This window comes from Mariprofundus aestuarium (assembly GCF_002795805.1).
In the GTDB taxonomy this organism is placed as follows: Bacteria; Pseudomonadota; Zetaproteobacteria; order Mariprofundales; family Mariprofundaceae; genus Mariprofundus; species Mariprofundus aestuarium.
The window spans coordinates 1300590-1314715 of record NZ_CP018799.1 but is presented as its reverse complement, the minus strand read 5'-3'; the positions used below and the strand labels follow the sequence as shown (position 1 = coordinate 1314715).

General features: G+C 48.5%; 16 protein-coding genes and 1 tRNA gene. 6 read left to right on the top strand and 11 right to left on the bottom strand.

Annotated elements, in window-relative coordinates; all coding sequences use genetic code 11:
• Positions 1–843: a substrate-binding domain-containing protein gene (locus Ga0123461_RS06440; protein ID WP_257790599.1), complete on the bottom strand. Its 843-nt coding sequence runs from the start codon at positions 841–843 to the stop codon at positions 1–3.
• 453 nt (positions 844–1296) lie between these two features.
• Here Ga0123461_RS06440 and Ga0123461_RS06435 point away from each other — a divergent pair, with 453 nt between their 5' ends.
• Complete coding sequence (locus Ga0123461_RS06435; protein ID WP_100277582.1) at positions 1297–2055, top strand: hypothetical protein; 759 nt, start codon at positions 1297–1299, stop codon at positions 2053–2055.
• A gap of 97 nt (positions 2056–2152) precedes the next feature.
• Here Ga0123461_RS06435 and Ga0123461_RS06430 read toward each other — a convergent pair whose 3' ends face one another.
• From Ga0123461_RS06430 to Ga0123461_RS06400, 7 genes are all read right to left on the bottom strand, one after another.
• Positions 2153–2548: a group II truncated hemoglobin gene (locus Ga0123461_RS06430; protein ID WP_100277581.1), complete on the bottom strand. Its 396-nt coding sequence runs from the start codon at positions 2546–2548 to the stop codon at positions 2153–2155.
• Between the two features lie 88 nt (positions 2549–2636).
• Positions 2637–4058: an oxygen-independent coproporphyrinogen III oxidase gene (gene hemN, locus Ga0123461_RS06425; RefSeq protein WP_100277580.1), complete on the bottom strand. Its 1422-nt coding sequence runs from the start codon at positions 4056–4058 to the stop codon at positions 2637–2639.
• The gene (locus Ga0123461_RS06420; protein WP_100277579.1) at positions 4058–4879 is read right to left on the bottom strand and encodes a c-type cytochrome; all 822 of its coding nucleotides are present in this window, start codon (positions 4877–4879) and stop codon (positions 4058–4060) included. Before Ga0123461_RS06420 ends, hemN begins: the two co-directional genes overlap by 1 nt.
• A gap of 167 nt (positions 4880–5046) precedes the next feature.
• Positions 5047–5337 carry a c-type cytochrome gene (locus Ga0123461_RS06415; protein WP_100277578.1) on the bottom strand — a complete coding sequence of 97 codons (291 nt, stop codon included), beginning with the start codon at positions 5335–5337 and terminating at the stop codon, positions 5047–5049.
• Positions 5338–5437: 100 nt separating this feature from the next.
• On the bottom strand, positions 5438–6178 hold the full coding sequence (locus tag Ga0123461_RS06410) for a hypothetical protein (RefSeq protein ID WP_100277577.1): 741 nt from the start codon (positions 6176–6178) through the stop codon (positions 5438–5440).
• A 96-nt stretch (positions 6179–6274) separates the two neighbouring features.
• On the bottom strand, positions 6275–7681 hold the full coding sequence (locus Ga0123461_RS06405; protein ID WP_100277576.1) for a CCA tRNA nucleotidyltransferase: 1407 nt from the start codon (positions 7679–7681) through the stop codon (positions 6275–6277).
• Positions 7682–7811: 130 nt separating this feature from the next.
• Positions 7812–8387 (bottom strand): superoxide dismutase, encoded by a 576-nt coding sequence (locus Ga0123461_RS06400; RefSeq protein ID WP_100277575.1) that lies wholly within the window; start codon positions 8385–8387, stop codon positions 7812–7814.
• Positions 8388–8624: 237 nt separating this feature from the next.
• On the opposite strand from Ga0123461_RS06400, the gene Ga0123461_RS06395 reads away from it, so the two are divergent.
• From Ga0123461_RS06395 to Ga0123461_RS06385, 3 genes are all read left to right on the top strand, one after another.
• Positions 8625–9521: a cation diffusion facilitator family transporter gene (locus Ga0123461_RS06395; RefSeq protein WP_232710053.1), complete on the top strand. Its 897-nt coding sequence runs from the start codon at positions 8625–8627 to the stop codon at positions 9519–9521.
• Positions 9522–9604: 83 nt separating this feature from the next.
• Positions 9605–10408, top strand: coding sequence for a hypothetical protein (locus Ga0123461_RS06390; RefSeq protein ID WP_232710052.1), 804 nt, complete (start codon positions 9605–9607; stop codon positions 10406–10408).
• 71 nt (positions 10409–10479) lie between these two features.
• A tRNA-Glu gene (locus Ga0123461_RS06385) sits at positions 10480–10556 on the top strand.
• A 119-nt stretch (positions 10557–10675) separates the two neighbouring features.
• On the opposite strand, the gene Ga0123461_RS06380 is transcribed toward Ga0123461_RS06385, so the two are convergent.
• From Ga0123461_RS06380 to Ga0123461_RS06370, 3 genes are all read right to left on the bottom strand, one after another.
• Complete coding sequence (locus Ga0123461_RS06380; RefSeq protein ID WP_100277573.1) at positions 10676–11383, bottom strand: PP2C family protein-serine/threonine phosphatase; 708 nt, start codon at positions 11381–11383, stop codon at positions 10676–10678.
• Complete coding sequence (locus Ga0123461_RS06375; RefSeq protein WP_100277572.1) at positions 11380–11814, bottom strand: hypothetical protein; 435 nt, start codon at positions 11812–11814, stop codon at positions 11380–11382. Before Ga0123461_RS06375 ends, Ga0123461_RS06380 begins: the two co-directional genes overlap by 4 nt.
• A gap of 588 nt (positions 11815–12402) precedes the next feature.
• The gene (locus Ga0123461_RS06370; protein ID WP_100277571.1) at positions 12403–12738 is read right to left on the bottom strand and encodes a winged helix-turn-helix transcriptional regulator; all 336 of its coding nucleotides are present in this window, start codon (positions 12736–12738) and stop codon (positions 12403–12405) included.
• Positions 12739–12887: 149 nt separating this feature from the next.
• On the opposite strand from Ga0123461_RS06370, the gene Ga0123461_RS06365 reads away from it, so the two are divergent.
• The gene (locus Ga0123461_RS06365) at positions 12888–13571 is read left to right on the top strand and encodes a pirin family protein (protein ID WP_100277570.1); all 684 of its coding nucleotides are present in this window, start codon (positions 12888–12890) and stop codon (positions 13569–13571) included.
• A gap of 28 nt (positions 13572–13599) precedes the next feature.
• Positions 13600–14124: an NADPH-dependent FMN reductase gene (locus Ga0123461_RS06360; protein ID WP_100277569.1), complete on the top strand. Its 525-nt coding sequence runs from the start codon at positions 13600–13602 to the stop codon at positions 14122–14124.
• The last annotated feature ends 2 nt before the right edge of the window (positions 14125–14126 follow it).

Below are 14126 nucleotides of genomic sequence, written 5' to 3'. Positions count from 1 at the left end.
TCAGAAGATCGGAGCGAGCTGCTCAACATTCTCTATGGTGATCATCTGCGATGGAATGTCGACATACTTAGGGGTCTGCTCGCCCTTTAGGATTTTCAAAATATACTCCTCAGCCTCGGGGCCACAGGTAGGATAGATAAATGTAGCATCCTGTTCTCCACTTCGGATTGCCTCTCTCGCCTCTGAGATATAATCGATACCGACAATGGGAATGCTTTTCGGATTTATACCATTTTTTTTAAGGGCCAGACGGATACCCACGGCCATGCTGTCACTCTGTGCGTAGATCGCATCAAACATAACCCCCTCATTCAGCAGTTCATCCATAGCCATAATGGCGTTGCCCCGCAAATAGTTTCCATTTCTTTTCGCCACTACCTTGATCTCTGGATAGGCCTTCAACGCCTCAAAAAAACCTTCTGTGCGTTTGATAGCGGTGGTCGCCGTTGGAACGCCTGTCACCATCACTACACGCCCTTTTTTATGCAGCCTCTCAGCGATCCTCTCTGCCACCTGAGCACCTATCTTATGGTCATCGGCGCCGAGGAAAATGGTGAAGTCATCACTCTCAATCTGCCGGGTCAAAAGCATTACGGGAATTCTCTTCTTATAAACGCTGGATATCACCGGAGTCATCGACTTACCGTCTCTGGGGCTGGTAATGAGTAGATCAATGCCTTGTTCTACCAGATTTTCAATATCGAGAACCTGTTGTGCAGTACTGCCTTTTGCATCGGTATAAACAAATCGGATGTAGGGGTATTTAGCCAGAGCCTCTTTAACAGCGTTGACCTGTGATGCACGCCAATCATTAGACATCGTGTCTTGGGCAAAGCCGACCACGAACGTTCTACCCCCAGCCCACGACGGCTGCAACTCTTCTGCCGATAAAGCAGAGGAGAAGAGAAGAGGGGCAGTTAAAACAGCAATAAAGCAAGCTGCCTTCAGCTTATAAGTTACAGGTTTCAAAAAAGCTCCAGTTAGCAATGCTTTTTCCCATCTTGTAACAAGTATAGTACAATCAGATTGTTTATCTATATTCTGAAATGCCACTGGTTTTCTAGACGCATAGGAGTGTAACGAATGACCGCGTTTGGCCGTGAGTTGCCTGTCGCGATCGGCAGAAGTCGTTCAATAACAGACTTTCTTCAATAGTGTATGGAAAGAAGTGGCAATACACACTAAACATGGTGAACTTGGCTAGAGTCAGAAACACGCCTGACAAATGGACAAATCAGTATCGTGAAATAATAATATTTGGATCAACCCAACCATGAGGGGATAGGTGTTACAAACATGATAAAACCACTTTTGATAGCCCTGCTGTCACTAGTAATATCCGGCTGCACTAGTACTTCTCCAATAAAAGGTTTGCAAAAGGCCATTCCCGAGACAGACGGGGCAGACTGGGGAGTTATGCCGATGTCGATTGTCAACTCCACCGACAATACATATTTTGCAGATGGTAAGTGGAAATCAACAATGGGAGCTATGAGTACCAAGCGCTTTGGGCTTGCGTGTGACAACACTGAAGAAGATATGAGACTCCATCAGGGTGATTACCGCCATTGGTTCGTGGCGCCAAGCGATTCAACTAAGTTGCAGGGGATGAAGAAATGTTCAAAAGATTCCCGATCAGAACCAAGCTGTATCGAAAACTGGAACCTATGCGGTAGAAAAGTACGGGTGACATGCTTGGATGATGAATTTTGTGCTCAAAGCGGCGAATCATCTCTGGTCGCGCAAATCAATAATAACAACCCGCCCACCAATAATTACTTGCCAGGCGTTATAGTTAAAGAGCTGACTCAAAGACTGGGAAAAAGTCCAAAGGTGGCGAAATCAGTCGTGCTTTACATAACAGACTTTTGTCCTGCAGAGCATTCGAACAATAAAAAAAGTAAGCAATGCCAGGGGCCACAGGTTGATGTTTCAACCTCGGCCTTTCTAATGATGGGGAAAACGAATCCGCAAGGCTATATCAACACAAACGTGGATGTTTCTGTGGAGTTGCTAGACTCGAAAGATCCGACGCCTGTTGGTCCGGAATACTAAATTTGTTTTGACGATTTGAGTCGATACTAAGTCAGCGGGCAGCTCTGAGTGTCATTCTTTGGGCGACTCCTGCTGCTTGGCTGGTAGGTGTGGATGATCAGGGCTGATTGCGCATGAAGTCGGCGATGCCGTGTAGGGCGGCGTAGAGTTCGTCAGAGAGGGTCTTATCTGCTACCACGTCAGCCAGTGCATGTTTCATGCAGAGCATCCATTGATCGCGCTCTGACTCGCCGATTTTGAAGGTGATGTGGCGCATGCGTAGGCGAGGGTGGCCGAACTTCTCAATGAACAGTGATGGGCCACCCATCCAGCCGGATAGGAACATGAATAGTTTATCCTCGGCTGATTGCAGGTTGTCCGCATGCATCCAGCGGATGGTCTCTGCTTCCTTCAGCTTATCCATATGAAAATAGAAGCGCTGTACCAGTTGGCGCAGGGGCTCTTCACCACCAATGCGTTCGTAGAAGGTGCGGCTATCGCTCTGGATTTGCATAGGTATTCCTTTTTTCGTTCATGGACGGGGAAGATAACAATAAAAAAGGCCGGGGATAAACCCGGCCCTTATAAGGTCTTCAGTTCAATCAGATGGTTTTGGAGAAGCTTGAACCCTCTTTTTTCTTCTGCAGGTACTCATCGAATACCATCGCGACGTTGCGGATCAGCAGGCGCCCTGCAGGCAGCACAGTCAGGCCGTCTTCGCGCAGCTCTACCAGGTTGTCCTTGGCCATCTCATCAAGGTCGGCAATGCCATCGGCAAAGTGTTCCTTGAAGTTGATGCCGAACTCGCCCTCAAACTGCGTGTAGTCGAGTGCGAAATCACACATCAGGCGCATGATTACCTGGCGACGCAGGTGATCTTCATCAGAGAGGATATAACCGCGGAATACCGCGAAATCACCGTTATCAATGGCCTCTGCATAAGGGTCCATCTCTTTGGCATTCTGGAAGAAACCACCGCCGACATATCCGATAGAGGTGACACCTAGGCCAATCAGATCACAGTCTGCCTGTGTGCTGTAACCCTGGAAGTTGCGATAGAGCTTGCCGTTCTTCTGGGCAATGGTGAGTTCATCTTCCGGCTTGGCAAAATGATCCATACCGATAAACACATAACCGGCGTCCAGCAGCTTGTTGATGCTGTGCTCGAGGATATTCAACTTATCCTGTGCTGACGGCAGTGATGCCTCATCAATACGACGCTGAGGCATAAACATGTGCGGCAGATGTGCGTAGTTAAACAGTGCAATGCGATCAGGATTGAATTCGATGATTGTATTCAAGGTGGCATCGAATGTTTCAACCGTCTGGTGTGGCAGGCCATACATCAGGTCGATGTTCATCGATTCAAAGCCGTGCTGGCGTGCTTCATTCAGTACACGCAGCGTCTCTTCCTTGGACTGAATACGGTTGACGGCCTTCTGCACAATCGGATCGAAATCCTGTACGCCCATGCTCATGCGATTCAGGCCGATCTCCTGCAATACACGAACCGTGTCTTCATCGCATTCACGCGGATCAATTTCGATGCTGAATTCACCCTCATCCTTGCCGACGAAGTTAAACCGCTCACGCAGTCGAGTCATGATGGCGCGCATCTGGTCGTTGCTCATGAATGTTGGGGTGCCGCCACCGAAGTGAAGCTGGGTTACCGGGCGGCGTGTGTTACCCATAGCGTCAGCAACCCGGTCAATCTCTTTGAGCAGAAGTTCAAGGTAAGGCGCTGCACGGTCATACTTCTTGGTTACGATTTTACTGCAGCCGCAGTAGTAGCAGACGGTGTTGCAGAACGGGATGTGGATATAGAGTGACAACGGTGCATCGCTATCAGCAACATCACTGAGCGTTTGCGAATACTCTTTGGCACTGATGCCGGTGTGAAACATCGGAGCGGTGGGGTAGGAGGTGTAACGCGGCCCGGCCTTGTCGTATTTCTTGATAACTTCCAGATCAAAAAGATCAGCGCCCCCCAGTTGGGAGGCGCCTTTATCGGAGTGTAACGTCATTATTTTGTACTCTTCCTCATGTGCGCGATGATGTCCTGTGTATCATCAGCGGAAAGGTGGGCAATGTGCTTGCCGGCACGATCCACATGACGACCATGACGGATACGCAGATCAATCAGGCGATCAGAAAGGTCTGCTAGCGTACGCTTGGAGGCTGCATTGCCAGTCAGTTTGATAGCTGAAGGTGTGGCGTGACAGGAGGCGCAGTTCTTAGCATAGAGCTTTTGACCATTGGCTAGGTCGGCTTTATAACGAAGCGAGTATGCGTAGTTGGCAACATCAGAAATATCAGCGTTGGTCAACTGATGACGTTTGCTGGTCATCTTGGTGCCCGGACGACCATAACGCATGGTGTGGGCCATCTCCTGCAGGCTCAGTGTTGAATAAACGAGGTTCTTGGCGCCCATGCCTGTCTTGGCGCGACCATCCATTCCGTGGCAACTTGCGCAGACTGCCTCAAAACGAGCTTTACCGTTGACCAGGTTGGGTTTGTAGCTGAATGTCTCCATATAATCGATCACAGCTTCGATCTGCAAGCCGTCGAGATCATACTTTTTCGGTGTCATCTCAGTACCATTGATACCGTAGTTGATAATGCGGCGCAGCTCATCGCGCTCTACCAGGCCAACAACAGCCTGATGGTTGCGAGCTGGGAATGGTTTTAGTGATTTACCAAACTCTGTTGGAATGCCGTCACTCCCATGACAGGCGGCACAGTTTGCCTGGTATAACGCCTTGCCATCTAGGCTATCGTCTGCCGTAGCAGAGAAAGGCATGATCAGAAGGGCTAATGCAACCCCTGTGAGTCGTTTGAAATCCATAAGTAATCTCCTCCCGTGTGAAGTGCTAACTATTTACCACACGGATTCTTAGCGCAAGGGTTTGGTGCTGTGGATTCAGGGGAATTGTCAACTCTGAACGAATTGATACCAGATAACCTTAGATTGAGTAAAGAAAAGCCCCGAACAGGTCGGGGCTTTATCTCTCTTTACTGCTGGTTGCTTTTAATGAAAGCGACCAGTGCATCAATCTCTTCACCACTGAATTTCTTGCCGTACGAAGGCATCATCTTGCGACCATCTGTGATCGTGGCCTTTAGTGCTGCCTCATCCGTATTCATTGCGTTTACTGCAGGGCCAACTTTTTTTACATCAATCTTGTGGCACATCTTGCATTTCTTATCGAACAGCTTGGCGCCATCAATGTCGGAGGCCAATGCAGACTGGGCGCTAAGGCCGAAGAATGCTGCAGCAATCATCATCGCAATTGTTTTTTTCATGGTGTTTCTCCTTGTTTCTCCACTATGGGAGGATTTTACTTTCGTTCTGCAACTGTTGTGAGCGCAATGTTTGCGCGTCATGCATCAAACATTACACCGTTTACATTTCAATGGGTTCCACTTTCGGCTTGTAGAGCCACATCTGATAGAGTGAGACCAGAATCTGGATGGTGAGTGAGATACCCATCAGTCCACCTGCTATCACAACAACAAAGGCAAAGCCGGGAATGAACTTTGTGATGTACCAGGAGAGGATGTCGATAAGAATCGCCAGGAAAGGAACTGCAACCGTAATGCGCTTGGTCATTACCGGCATTTCACAGAGAATGAATATCCGGCCGACGAAAAAGAGGATAAAGGCGATACCGAAAAGGTGGATATGAGATACGCGAACCAGGCTCTGAACTGAGGCGCCGGTATCAGCATGGGTCAGTTTTATGACCTCATCGTAGGAGGTTAGTGGAGGAAGCCCCATTTCAGCCTGAACAGAGTGGCAGGCAATACAGTTGCTGTTCAGAATAGGAGCGACATTGACCTCAAACTCAGTCTTGCCAGTACCCCTCTCGATCCAGTCAACGATAACCTGCTTCTGCTCTTCGCTCTCGAGGTTGCCGGCCATCGGTCCGTTAAGTGCGGCGCCAAGGCGGGTCTGCTGATGCTGACCATAGTAGGCGATTTTCACATCTTCGACGGAGAGGCCTGCCTTTCCGTCACGTCCTTCATGTGAAAAAAAGGTGTGGCCGAGGGCAAACAGGTAACCAAGCCCGATCGTAATGAGAAACATGGTGTCGAGGATTTTTTCACTGACTGATGCATCTGAAAAACGCCGATAGTGGGGCATGGAAACTCCTAAATTGATTGCAACGGCAGTATAGCGGCAATAATTAAAACGTCAATGAAACACCAATGAAATCAAATGGTTGACTATTGCCCTAGGTTATTGGCTCCAAGGCCTGAAGTCATTGTACCATTGAACAGCTGAATGCTTGTCAGAAATAGTGCCATCAAGCTGTGCCTGATATGCCTTGCTGATGATTTCTCCCATGCCGGGGCCCGGTTTTTCACCGAGATCAAGAAGCATTTGACCGGTTAGTAGTGGTTCAGGCCTGTTGTGCTGATGCTTCAGTTCTTCGGCAAGCTTCAGCCAGCCAAGCGCCGGGCGTGACGCTGGTGCAGGGTGGCGACCCGAGGCATCCGCCTCAACCAGCATTTCCCATAGCTCAATATTGGCCGGGGTCAATCGATCTGCAAGCCTGCGTACAGCACGTTCTGTCGGTTCTCCGTGCAGATGGGTGATATGTTCTTTGACCAAAGGAAGGATCATATCAGTGAGTCGGAGTGGTGCTGCAATTCTTTTCAGGAACGACCTGGAAATATCGACGCCAACCTCTGCATGACCGGGTGAGCAGATGCGTCCCTGATCATTCACGAAGGAGGTATCCGGCTTGCCGACATCGTGGCAGAGCGAGGAGAGCACAAGCAACATTCGCGTCTCATCATTCAACTCTTTTCTTGTGCAGAGGTTCGCGGCCTGATCACAAACCTGCAGTGTATGCTTCCAGACATCACCCTCCGGATGCCAGTGAGGCTCCTGTTCACAGCCCATCATGGGCTCCAGTTCCGGATAGCGTACCAGCCAGCCGGACTCAGCAAGTGCAGACAGTCCATAGGAGGGGTGTTGGGAGAGCGCCCATTTTTTCCATTCATCCCAGATGCGGGACGGGGGGAGCTTGTCGGCTTCAGCAAGCAGAGACCTGCATAGATCTGCTGTATCCTTCTCCAGAGTTAACTTAAAGCGCGCGGCAAACTGCACGGCACGCAATGGGCGTAGTGGGTCCTCGGCAAAGGCGCTGCTGACATGCCTGAGGATTCCGGCTTTCAGGTCGCGTTGCCCGTTATGAAAATCGAGCAGGGAACAGGTGAGCGGATCAAACATCATCGCATTGATGCTAAAGTCGCGACGCAGACACGCTTTTTCAGGAGAGAGATAGGGGTCAGTATGTATGGCAAAACCGCAGTGACCGCTGGCGGTTTTGCGCTCGGTGCGCGGAAGGGCAACATCAATTTCTAGTCCACCCGTCCATAGCTTCAAGATGCCGAACTGTCTGCCGACAGCCTCTGTTCGCCCCATTGTCTTTAACAGGGTCTCAAGTGCTTTGGCTTCAATCCCATAAACCTCCAGATCGAAATCCTTTGGGGGGTGACCCAGCAACATGTCGCGAACACTGCCGCCAACAAGCCAGCCGCGACCACCGGTCTGAGCAATTTGATTGCAGAGAGTCATGAGCCTAGCTGGCAGGGAGGTGCTGCTTAACAGGCCGACTTTACTGGTTTGATCCGTCATGGCTCTATTCCACGTTCGATAATCGGCAATGGCAAGAACTCATCACCAAGGATCCGGGCATAATGCTCGAATCCTTGGTTTGCATTATCGGATAATATACATTAATAAAGTGATGTTAACTTGTTTATAACTAAAGGTTATTCAGAACGAAATTCCAGTTTACAAGTTTCCAGAATGCCTGAAGATAAGCAGGGCGGGCATTACGGTAATCGATGTAATAGGCGTGCTCCCAGACATCACATGTTAGCAGTGGTTTCAGGCCATCTGTCATCGGGTTGCCTGCATTGCTGGTGTTGACGATCTCCAGTTCGCCATCTTCATTTTTCACCAGCCATGTCCAGCCGCTGCCGAAGTTGGTTGCGGCCGACTTGGAGAACTGCTCTTTAAATGCCTCAAAGGAACCGAATGCTTCGTTGATGGCATCACCGAGCGCATCGGCAGGATCGCCGCCGCCTTCAGGTGAGAGGCAGTTCCAGTAGAAGGTGTGATTCCATACTTGAGCCGCATTATTAAACAGCCCACCGGTAGATGTGAGGATGATCTCTTCCAGGGAGTTATCCTCAAGCTCGGTTCCGGCAATAAGATTGTTCAAATTGGTAAGGTATGTGTTGTGATGTTTACCGTAATGGTAGTTCAGTGTCTCCTCGGAGATATGAGGTGCCAGTGCATCTCTGGCATAGGGCAGGGCAGGCAGTTTAAATGGCATGGTTAACTCCTGTTCGTACATTCATTCAGGGCCAAAACCCCGTTGTCTAATATTGTAGTGCAATATCACGGTTACGGCCAACTCCGGAAATTAACAGGGTTCTAGCCTTTATTTTCGATCCGGATAAATCACTCATCGGCCGAACTTTTACCATCATTCGACAATGGTTGAATTGTTGCGCATATTTTGAATGATTAAGTAATTGAATAACTAACTACAGCTATAAGAGGGGGATTAGTGTCCGGACACCATCACCATAGCCATCACGGGCATTCACATCACCATCTGGATATGGCGCTGGCATTAACGGCTCTATTTGCCATTGTGGAGTTTGCTGGTGGCTGGATCTCTAACTCGCTGGCCCTGCTGGCTGATGCTGTACATATGAGTTCAGATGTTGTGGCGCTTGGCGTTGCTGCTTTTGCAGGGCGACTGGCTATGAAACCCGCCCATGACGGCATGACCTATGGCTATGGTCGGGCAAGGGTGCTTGCGGCTCAGGCCAATGGTGTGGCTCTCTGGTTTTTGAGTGGTTGGATCGTCTGGGAGGCGTTTGGGCGACTGGTTGAACCTCCCGAGGTACAGGGCTTGATTGTGATTGTAGTCGGCTTTGTGGGGCTTGCGGTGAACCTGGTGATTCTAAAGTGGCTTCACGGAGCACATGATATCAATACACGAGCGGCGTACTGGCATGTGCTTGGCGATACGCTGGGTTCAGTCGCGGCCATCGTTGCGGGTGCGGTGATATTTTTCACCGGCTGGATGCCGATTGACCCGATCCTCTCGTTTCTTGTGGCGGGTATTCTTGCCTGGGGAGGATGGAGCCTCTTACGCGAGACTACTGGCGAGTTGATGGCGGCGACACCTTCCGATGTCGATCTATTGATGCTGGAGAAGGCCATGTGTGGTGTGAAAGGGGTAAAGGAAACCCACCATATCCATATCTGGAAAATGCCGGATGGTGGGCGGGCACTTTCAGCACATGTTGTTGTCGAAAACCTGTCTCATTGGGATCGAACACTTGCCGCACTACAGCACAGCTTGCGAGAAGCTGGGGTGGAGCATGCCACGCTACAGCCTGAATCGGATTCGGAGGGGTGCAGTCACCACTGTTGCGAGCCCTGCAATCACTAGGTTTTAAAATGGGTCCCGGTTTGTCTGCAGAGCTAAATAGTTTTATTCGACAGGAAGGGCTGCCGAAAAGTTACATGGCGATCGTGAATAATTACCTTGTACCACTGGCTGGCTGGGTCGCATCACGCAAGCAGGGTAAACCACTTGTGATCGGCATTAACGGCGCGCAGGGCAGTGGTAAATCGACCATTACCGCAGTATTGGCAATAATACTTAAACAAAACTTTGGATATAATGTCGCTACGCTCTCCATCGATGACCTCTACCTGACTCGAAGTGATCGGCTTAAGCTCGCTGAAGCGATACATCCACTTTTCAAAACCCGGGGTGTACCGGGCACCCATGATATAGGGCTGGGTATTGAGACGATCCATAAACTAATTGCGGAGGATGGTGAGGTCTCACTATCAAGATTCGATAAAAGCATTGATGACCGTCTTCCCGAGAAGCTATGGCCACGATGTAATGCGCCGGTTGATGTTGTGCTTTTTGAGGGGTGGTGTGTCGCCACACCAGCGCAGTCGAAGGATGATCTGCTAACAGCGACGAATGAACTAGAGGCCATAGAAGATAGAGAAGGGGTATGGAGAGCTTATGTGAACCAGGTTCTGGCAGGCAGCTATCGCCAACTGTTCAGTATGATCGATGCAGTGGTTTTCCTGAAGGCGCCGGGGTTTGATTCTGTATTGCAGTGGCGAAGCAGGCAGGAAGCTAAAACATTCAGAACACATCAAGAGGAGGGGATGAATAGTCAGCAGTTAAAGCGTTTTATCCAACATTATGAGCGGCTGACGCGTGTAAGCCTGGATAATCTTCCCGAACTTGCTGATGTGGTACTTGAGCTGGATGATGCGCAAAGAATAGTCCGATCAGAATATAAATCTTAATGATGAAAAAAGAGGTGCATATTTTGGTTGACGGGATAAAACCGTTCGTTAATCTTCGCCGCGTCCAACAGGTCCCCATCGTCTAGTCGGCCTAGGACACCGCCCTTTCACGGCGGCAACAGGGGTTCGAATCCCCTTGGGGACGCCAGGTAACCCCAGTTATGGTTTTCCATAGCTGGGGTTTTTTTGTGCCTGCTTGTTTCATTGTCATATAACTATGTCGATGAATTAATTTATTATTCTCCGGTAATTCGACCCCTTCAGTTCTTACACTGAAATTAATAGCACAGTGATGTTGTCCGACCCGCCATTGTCCAAAGCTGACTGAATTAAAGAATCCACCTTCTTCTGTTCGCTCATCTCTTGCCCCAGTATGGATGCTATCTGAACATCACTGAGTTCATCGGTAAGGCCATCACTACAAAGCATGACCTGGTTTTCATGGGAAAGGTGTCCAGATATTGTTTCAGGTGATACATCTTGGGTTCTTAACGTTCCTAATGCCTGTGTCAGGAAGCTTCGCTCAGGATGTCTTTGTGCTTCTTCAGCCTCAAGTTCGCCATCGTCAACCAAGCGTTGCACATAGGTATGGTCACTTGTTAGCTGATGTAATTTCTGATCCCACAGATAGGCGCGACTATCGCCTATCCAGCCCACTTCGTACTGATTGCCATTCAGTTTTAGGGCTACTGCGGTTGCCGCCATTCCGGTAGAGCCTTTGCCTTTGCTTCTGGCTTTCAGTATCGCCTTGTGGGCGACTGCTAGCGCATCAACAAGGCCCAACCCTTTCTGTACGGACTTAGCAATGGATTCGACAACAATGGCACTAGCCACATCACCACTTTCATGACCACCTAGCCCGTCAGATACGATCCAAAGCCCTGTGCTTGTATCGACAAGATAACTATCATCGTTTTGCTTACTAACATGACCAACATGCGTTGCGTGGCCATAATTGATGTCATCCATGATCATGGCTTGGCAGCCCTTGGTTTCCGCACATTCTTAAGTACTGACAGCAAATTAATCAAGCCATCCTCGTCCTTGTCGGTATTCACAAAATACCAGTTATCAGTCAGGCCTGTATCCTCAATGAACTTCCTTTCGCACCAAAGCAATTGATCCTCTATCCAAATAAAGTCTTTCTCGTTTGGCAGCGCTTCTGTCTTCAACGTTTTAAATGACGTGGGTTTTATCTTGCCAATCAGGTCAAGCTGATCTGCTGAGAAAAATGGGGTTAGGTATCTTATTACAGTTTCAACATTCCCCTGACAGTGTGTAGTTAGCCAGTAGCAGTCGAAATTCGCTGTAACAAATTCAAGGAAAGGGGTGACGCCTCTTGCGACAACAGGTCGGCTATTGTGTTTGCCAATAAGTACCCCATCAATATCCAAGAACAGCTTCAAAATACCCTCCAAAAAACAATTGTTCAGTATGACAAGAGCAACTGAGCCTGTGTGCTATTTGCTGGCGTGAATATCCGCCCTAGGAATGGGCGATGCAACCTTCATGGTGGTTATCGACAGGGCCAAAGGCAAACGCAAAAGAGACAGAGCATGAGCCTTTGCGTTGCCTTATTGAAAAATGTAACCGAAGGGTCAGATGCATTGCCTCACATTTGAAACAGTAGATGCAGTGCCAATTCGAATTACCGGAGTTGGCCTACTTCTGCCGATCACGACAGGCGACTTACGGCCCAGGCTGTGTGAAAACTAAAGATTATTTTTGAAAGTGGCAAATGACCTCTGATACTCCCGAAATAATTTGGAAAAGTGGGTTTTGCTGCCTAGAAGTTGATGCAACAGCACATGATTTTGGGGGTGAATTCTCGGCCAGCTGAAATATTTCGTGTTTTCACACAGCTTGGGCCAAAATCGGACGTTCGGCATAGTCCTGCAGGGCCATTTTTTATTACTCGGTTTAATTTCAAAAGAATTTTTCTTGAATTAGCCGACCATCAATCCCTTAAGTTATTCTTAGTGAATAGTCTTTTTTTAGGAATTCAAGTTCTTCTCTGCCCAATCATTCATGACCCACAAGACAGATTCGAGAGAGCGTCCTTTGTCAGTTAATGAATATTCCGTTCGTGGCGGAACCTCGGCAAAAACCTTGCGGTGAATAATTCCATCACTTTCAAGTTCGCGCAGGTGTTTCGTAAGCATACGCTGAGAAGCCTCTGGAATCAGTTTTCGCAACTCATTAAAGCGTTTGGTTCCATCAATTAGATGGTGAATGATCGGACACTTCCATCGCCCACCAATCACACTAATTGTCATCTCTACCGGACATCGATGGCGTTCTTCCAACTGAATCGTTTGCTTGCGGGTCATATCTTCAGCCTCTTGTTCTTATAGTTACTAAAATGTGCCTACTTGCGATATTGAATCTTGGATTCAAAGTTGTCACAGAAATTACTGATAGTGAAGCATCAAAATGTCTGCTCACTCTGTAAGTATTTGTTTAAGGGAGATAGAGATCAATGACCCGAGTAATTCACCGAAATGACTTGCCACTTGGTGGCTTTGCAGGAATCGTGGAAACCCAAATGGTCATGAGTCCGCTGATCTGGCCTAATGCATCGAGTCGTAATGACATCAGCCATGGGCTAGGCGACTTCCTCTATTTGTCTAACGGTTATTTTAAACCCAATGATGGAGCCCCAATCCATCCCCACAACGATGTTGACATTGTGACTGTTGTGTTAAGCGGCGCAGTGGGACATAAAGGAACGCTGGGAGATGGTTCGGTTATCGAAGCCCCCGGTGTCCAGGTTCAACGTGCCGGGTCAGGCATGCAGCACTCGGAGTTTAGTCTCAATAGCAGTCAGGCTGACTTCATCCAAATTTGGTTTCGCCCTCCCGAAACCGGGCTTACACCTAGTTATCAGAACTTTCAACTAAAGGAGGGTGAGTTAACCACCGTCCTAGGTAGCACTGATGGCGACAATTTTCACAGCAACATGCTTTGCAGTGTTGGATATATACCCAAGGGCCAGGCGATTCAAACCGACCACTCATTTGTTGCCATGATCTTTCAAGGTTCGGCTACTGCAAATGGCATCGCTGTGAAAGCGGGCGACCTCATAGAAGGAGAATCGTTAAATCTCATCACCCATGAAACTGCGGGTTTAGTGCTGATAAAAAATCAATCAACCAGCGCATGAAACAGAGCTATAAATCAGGAGACATAAAATGAAAGTAATTGCCTTTGGCGCAAGCAATAGTAAGAAATCAATCAATAAATTGATGGCTTCCTATGCGGCCAATTTGATTGAAGGTGTACAAGTAGAGCTACTGGATCTGAATGACTTTGAAGTACCCTTGTTTAGTGAAGACAGGGAGGCGGAGATAGGGCAACCACAACCAGCAAAAGATTTTCTGGCCAAACTTGAATCCGCAGATGCCATTGTCATCTCTTTTGCAGAACACAATGGCTCCTATACCGCAGCTTATAAAAGCCTTTTTGATTGGTGTAGTCGTATCAATCAGAAAGTATTCCAGCAAAAACCTGCAATTTTCCTTTCCACCTCACCGGGGCCAGGTGGAGCGGCAAGTGTGCTGGCTTCGGCATTAAACTCTGCCCCATTTTTCGGCGCAGATGTAAAGGGGAGCCTCTCTATTCCCAGTTTTTATGAGAACTTTGACGTAGTCAATCATGAGTTGATTGACCAGAGCATCAAAATGCAACTGGTTGATACTGTAGAAAGCTTATTTTAAAT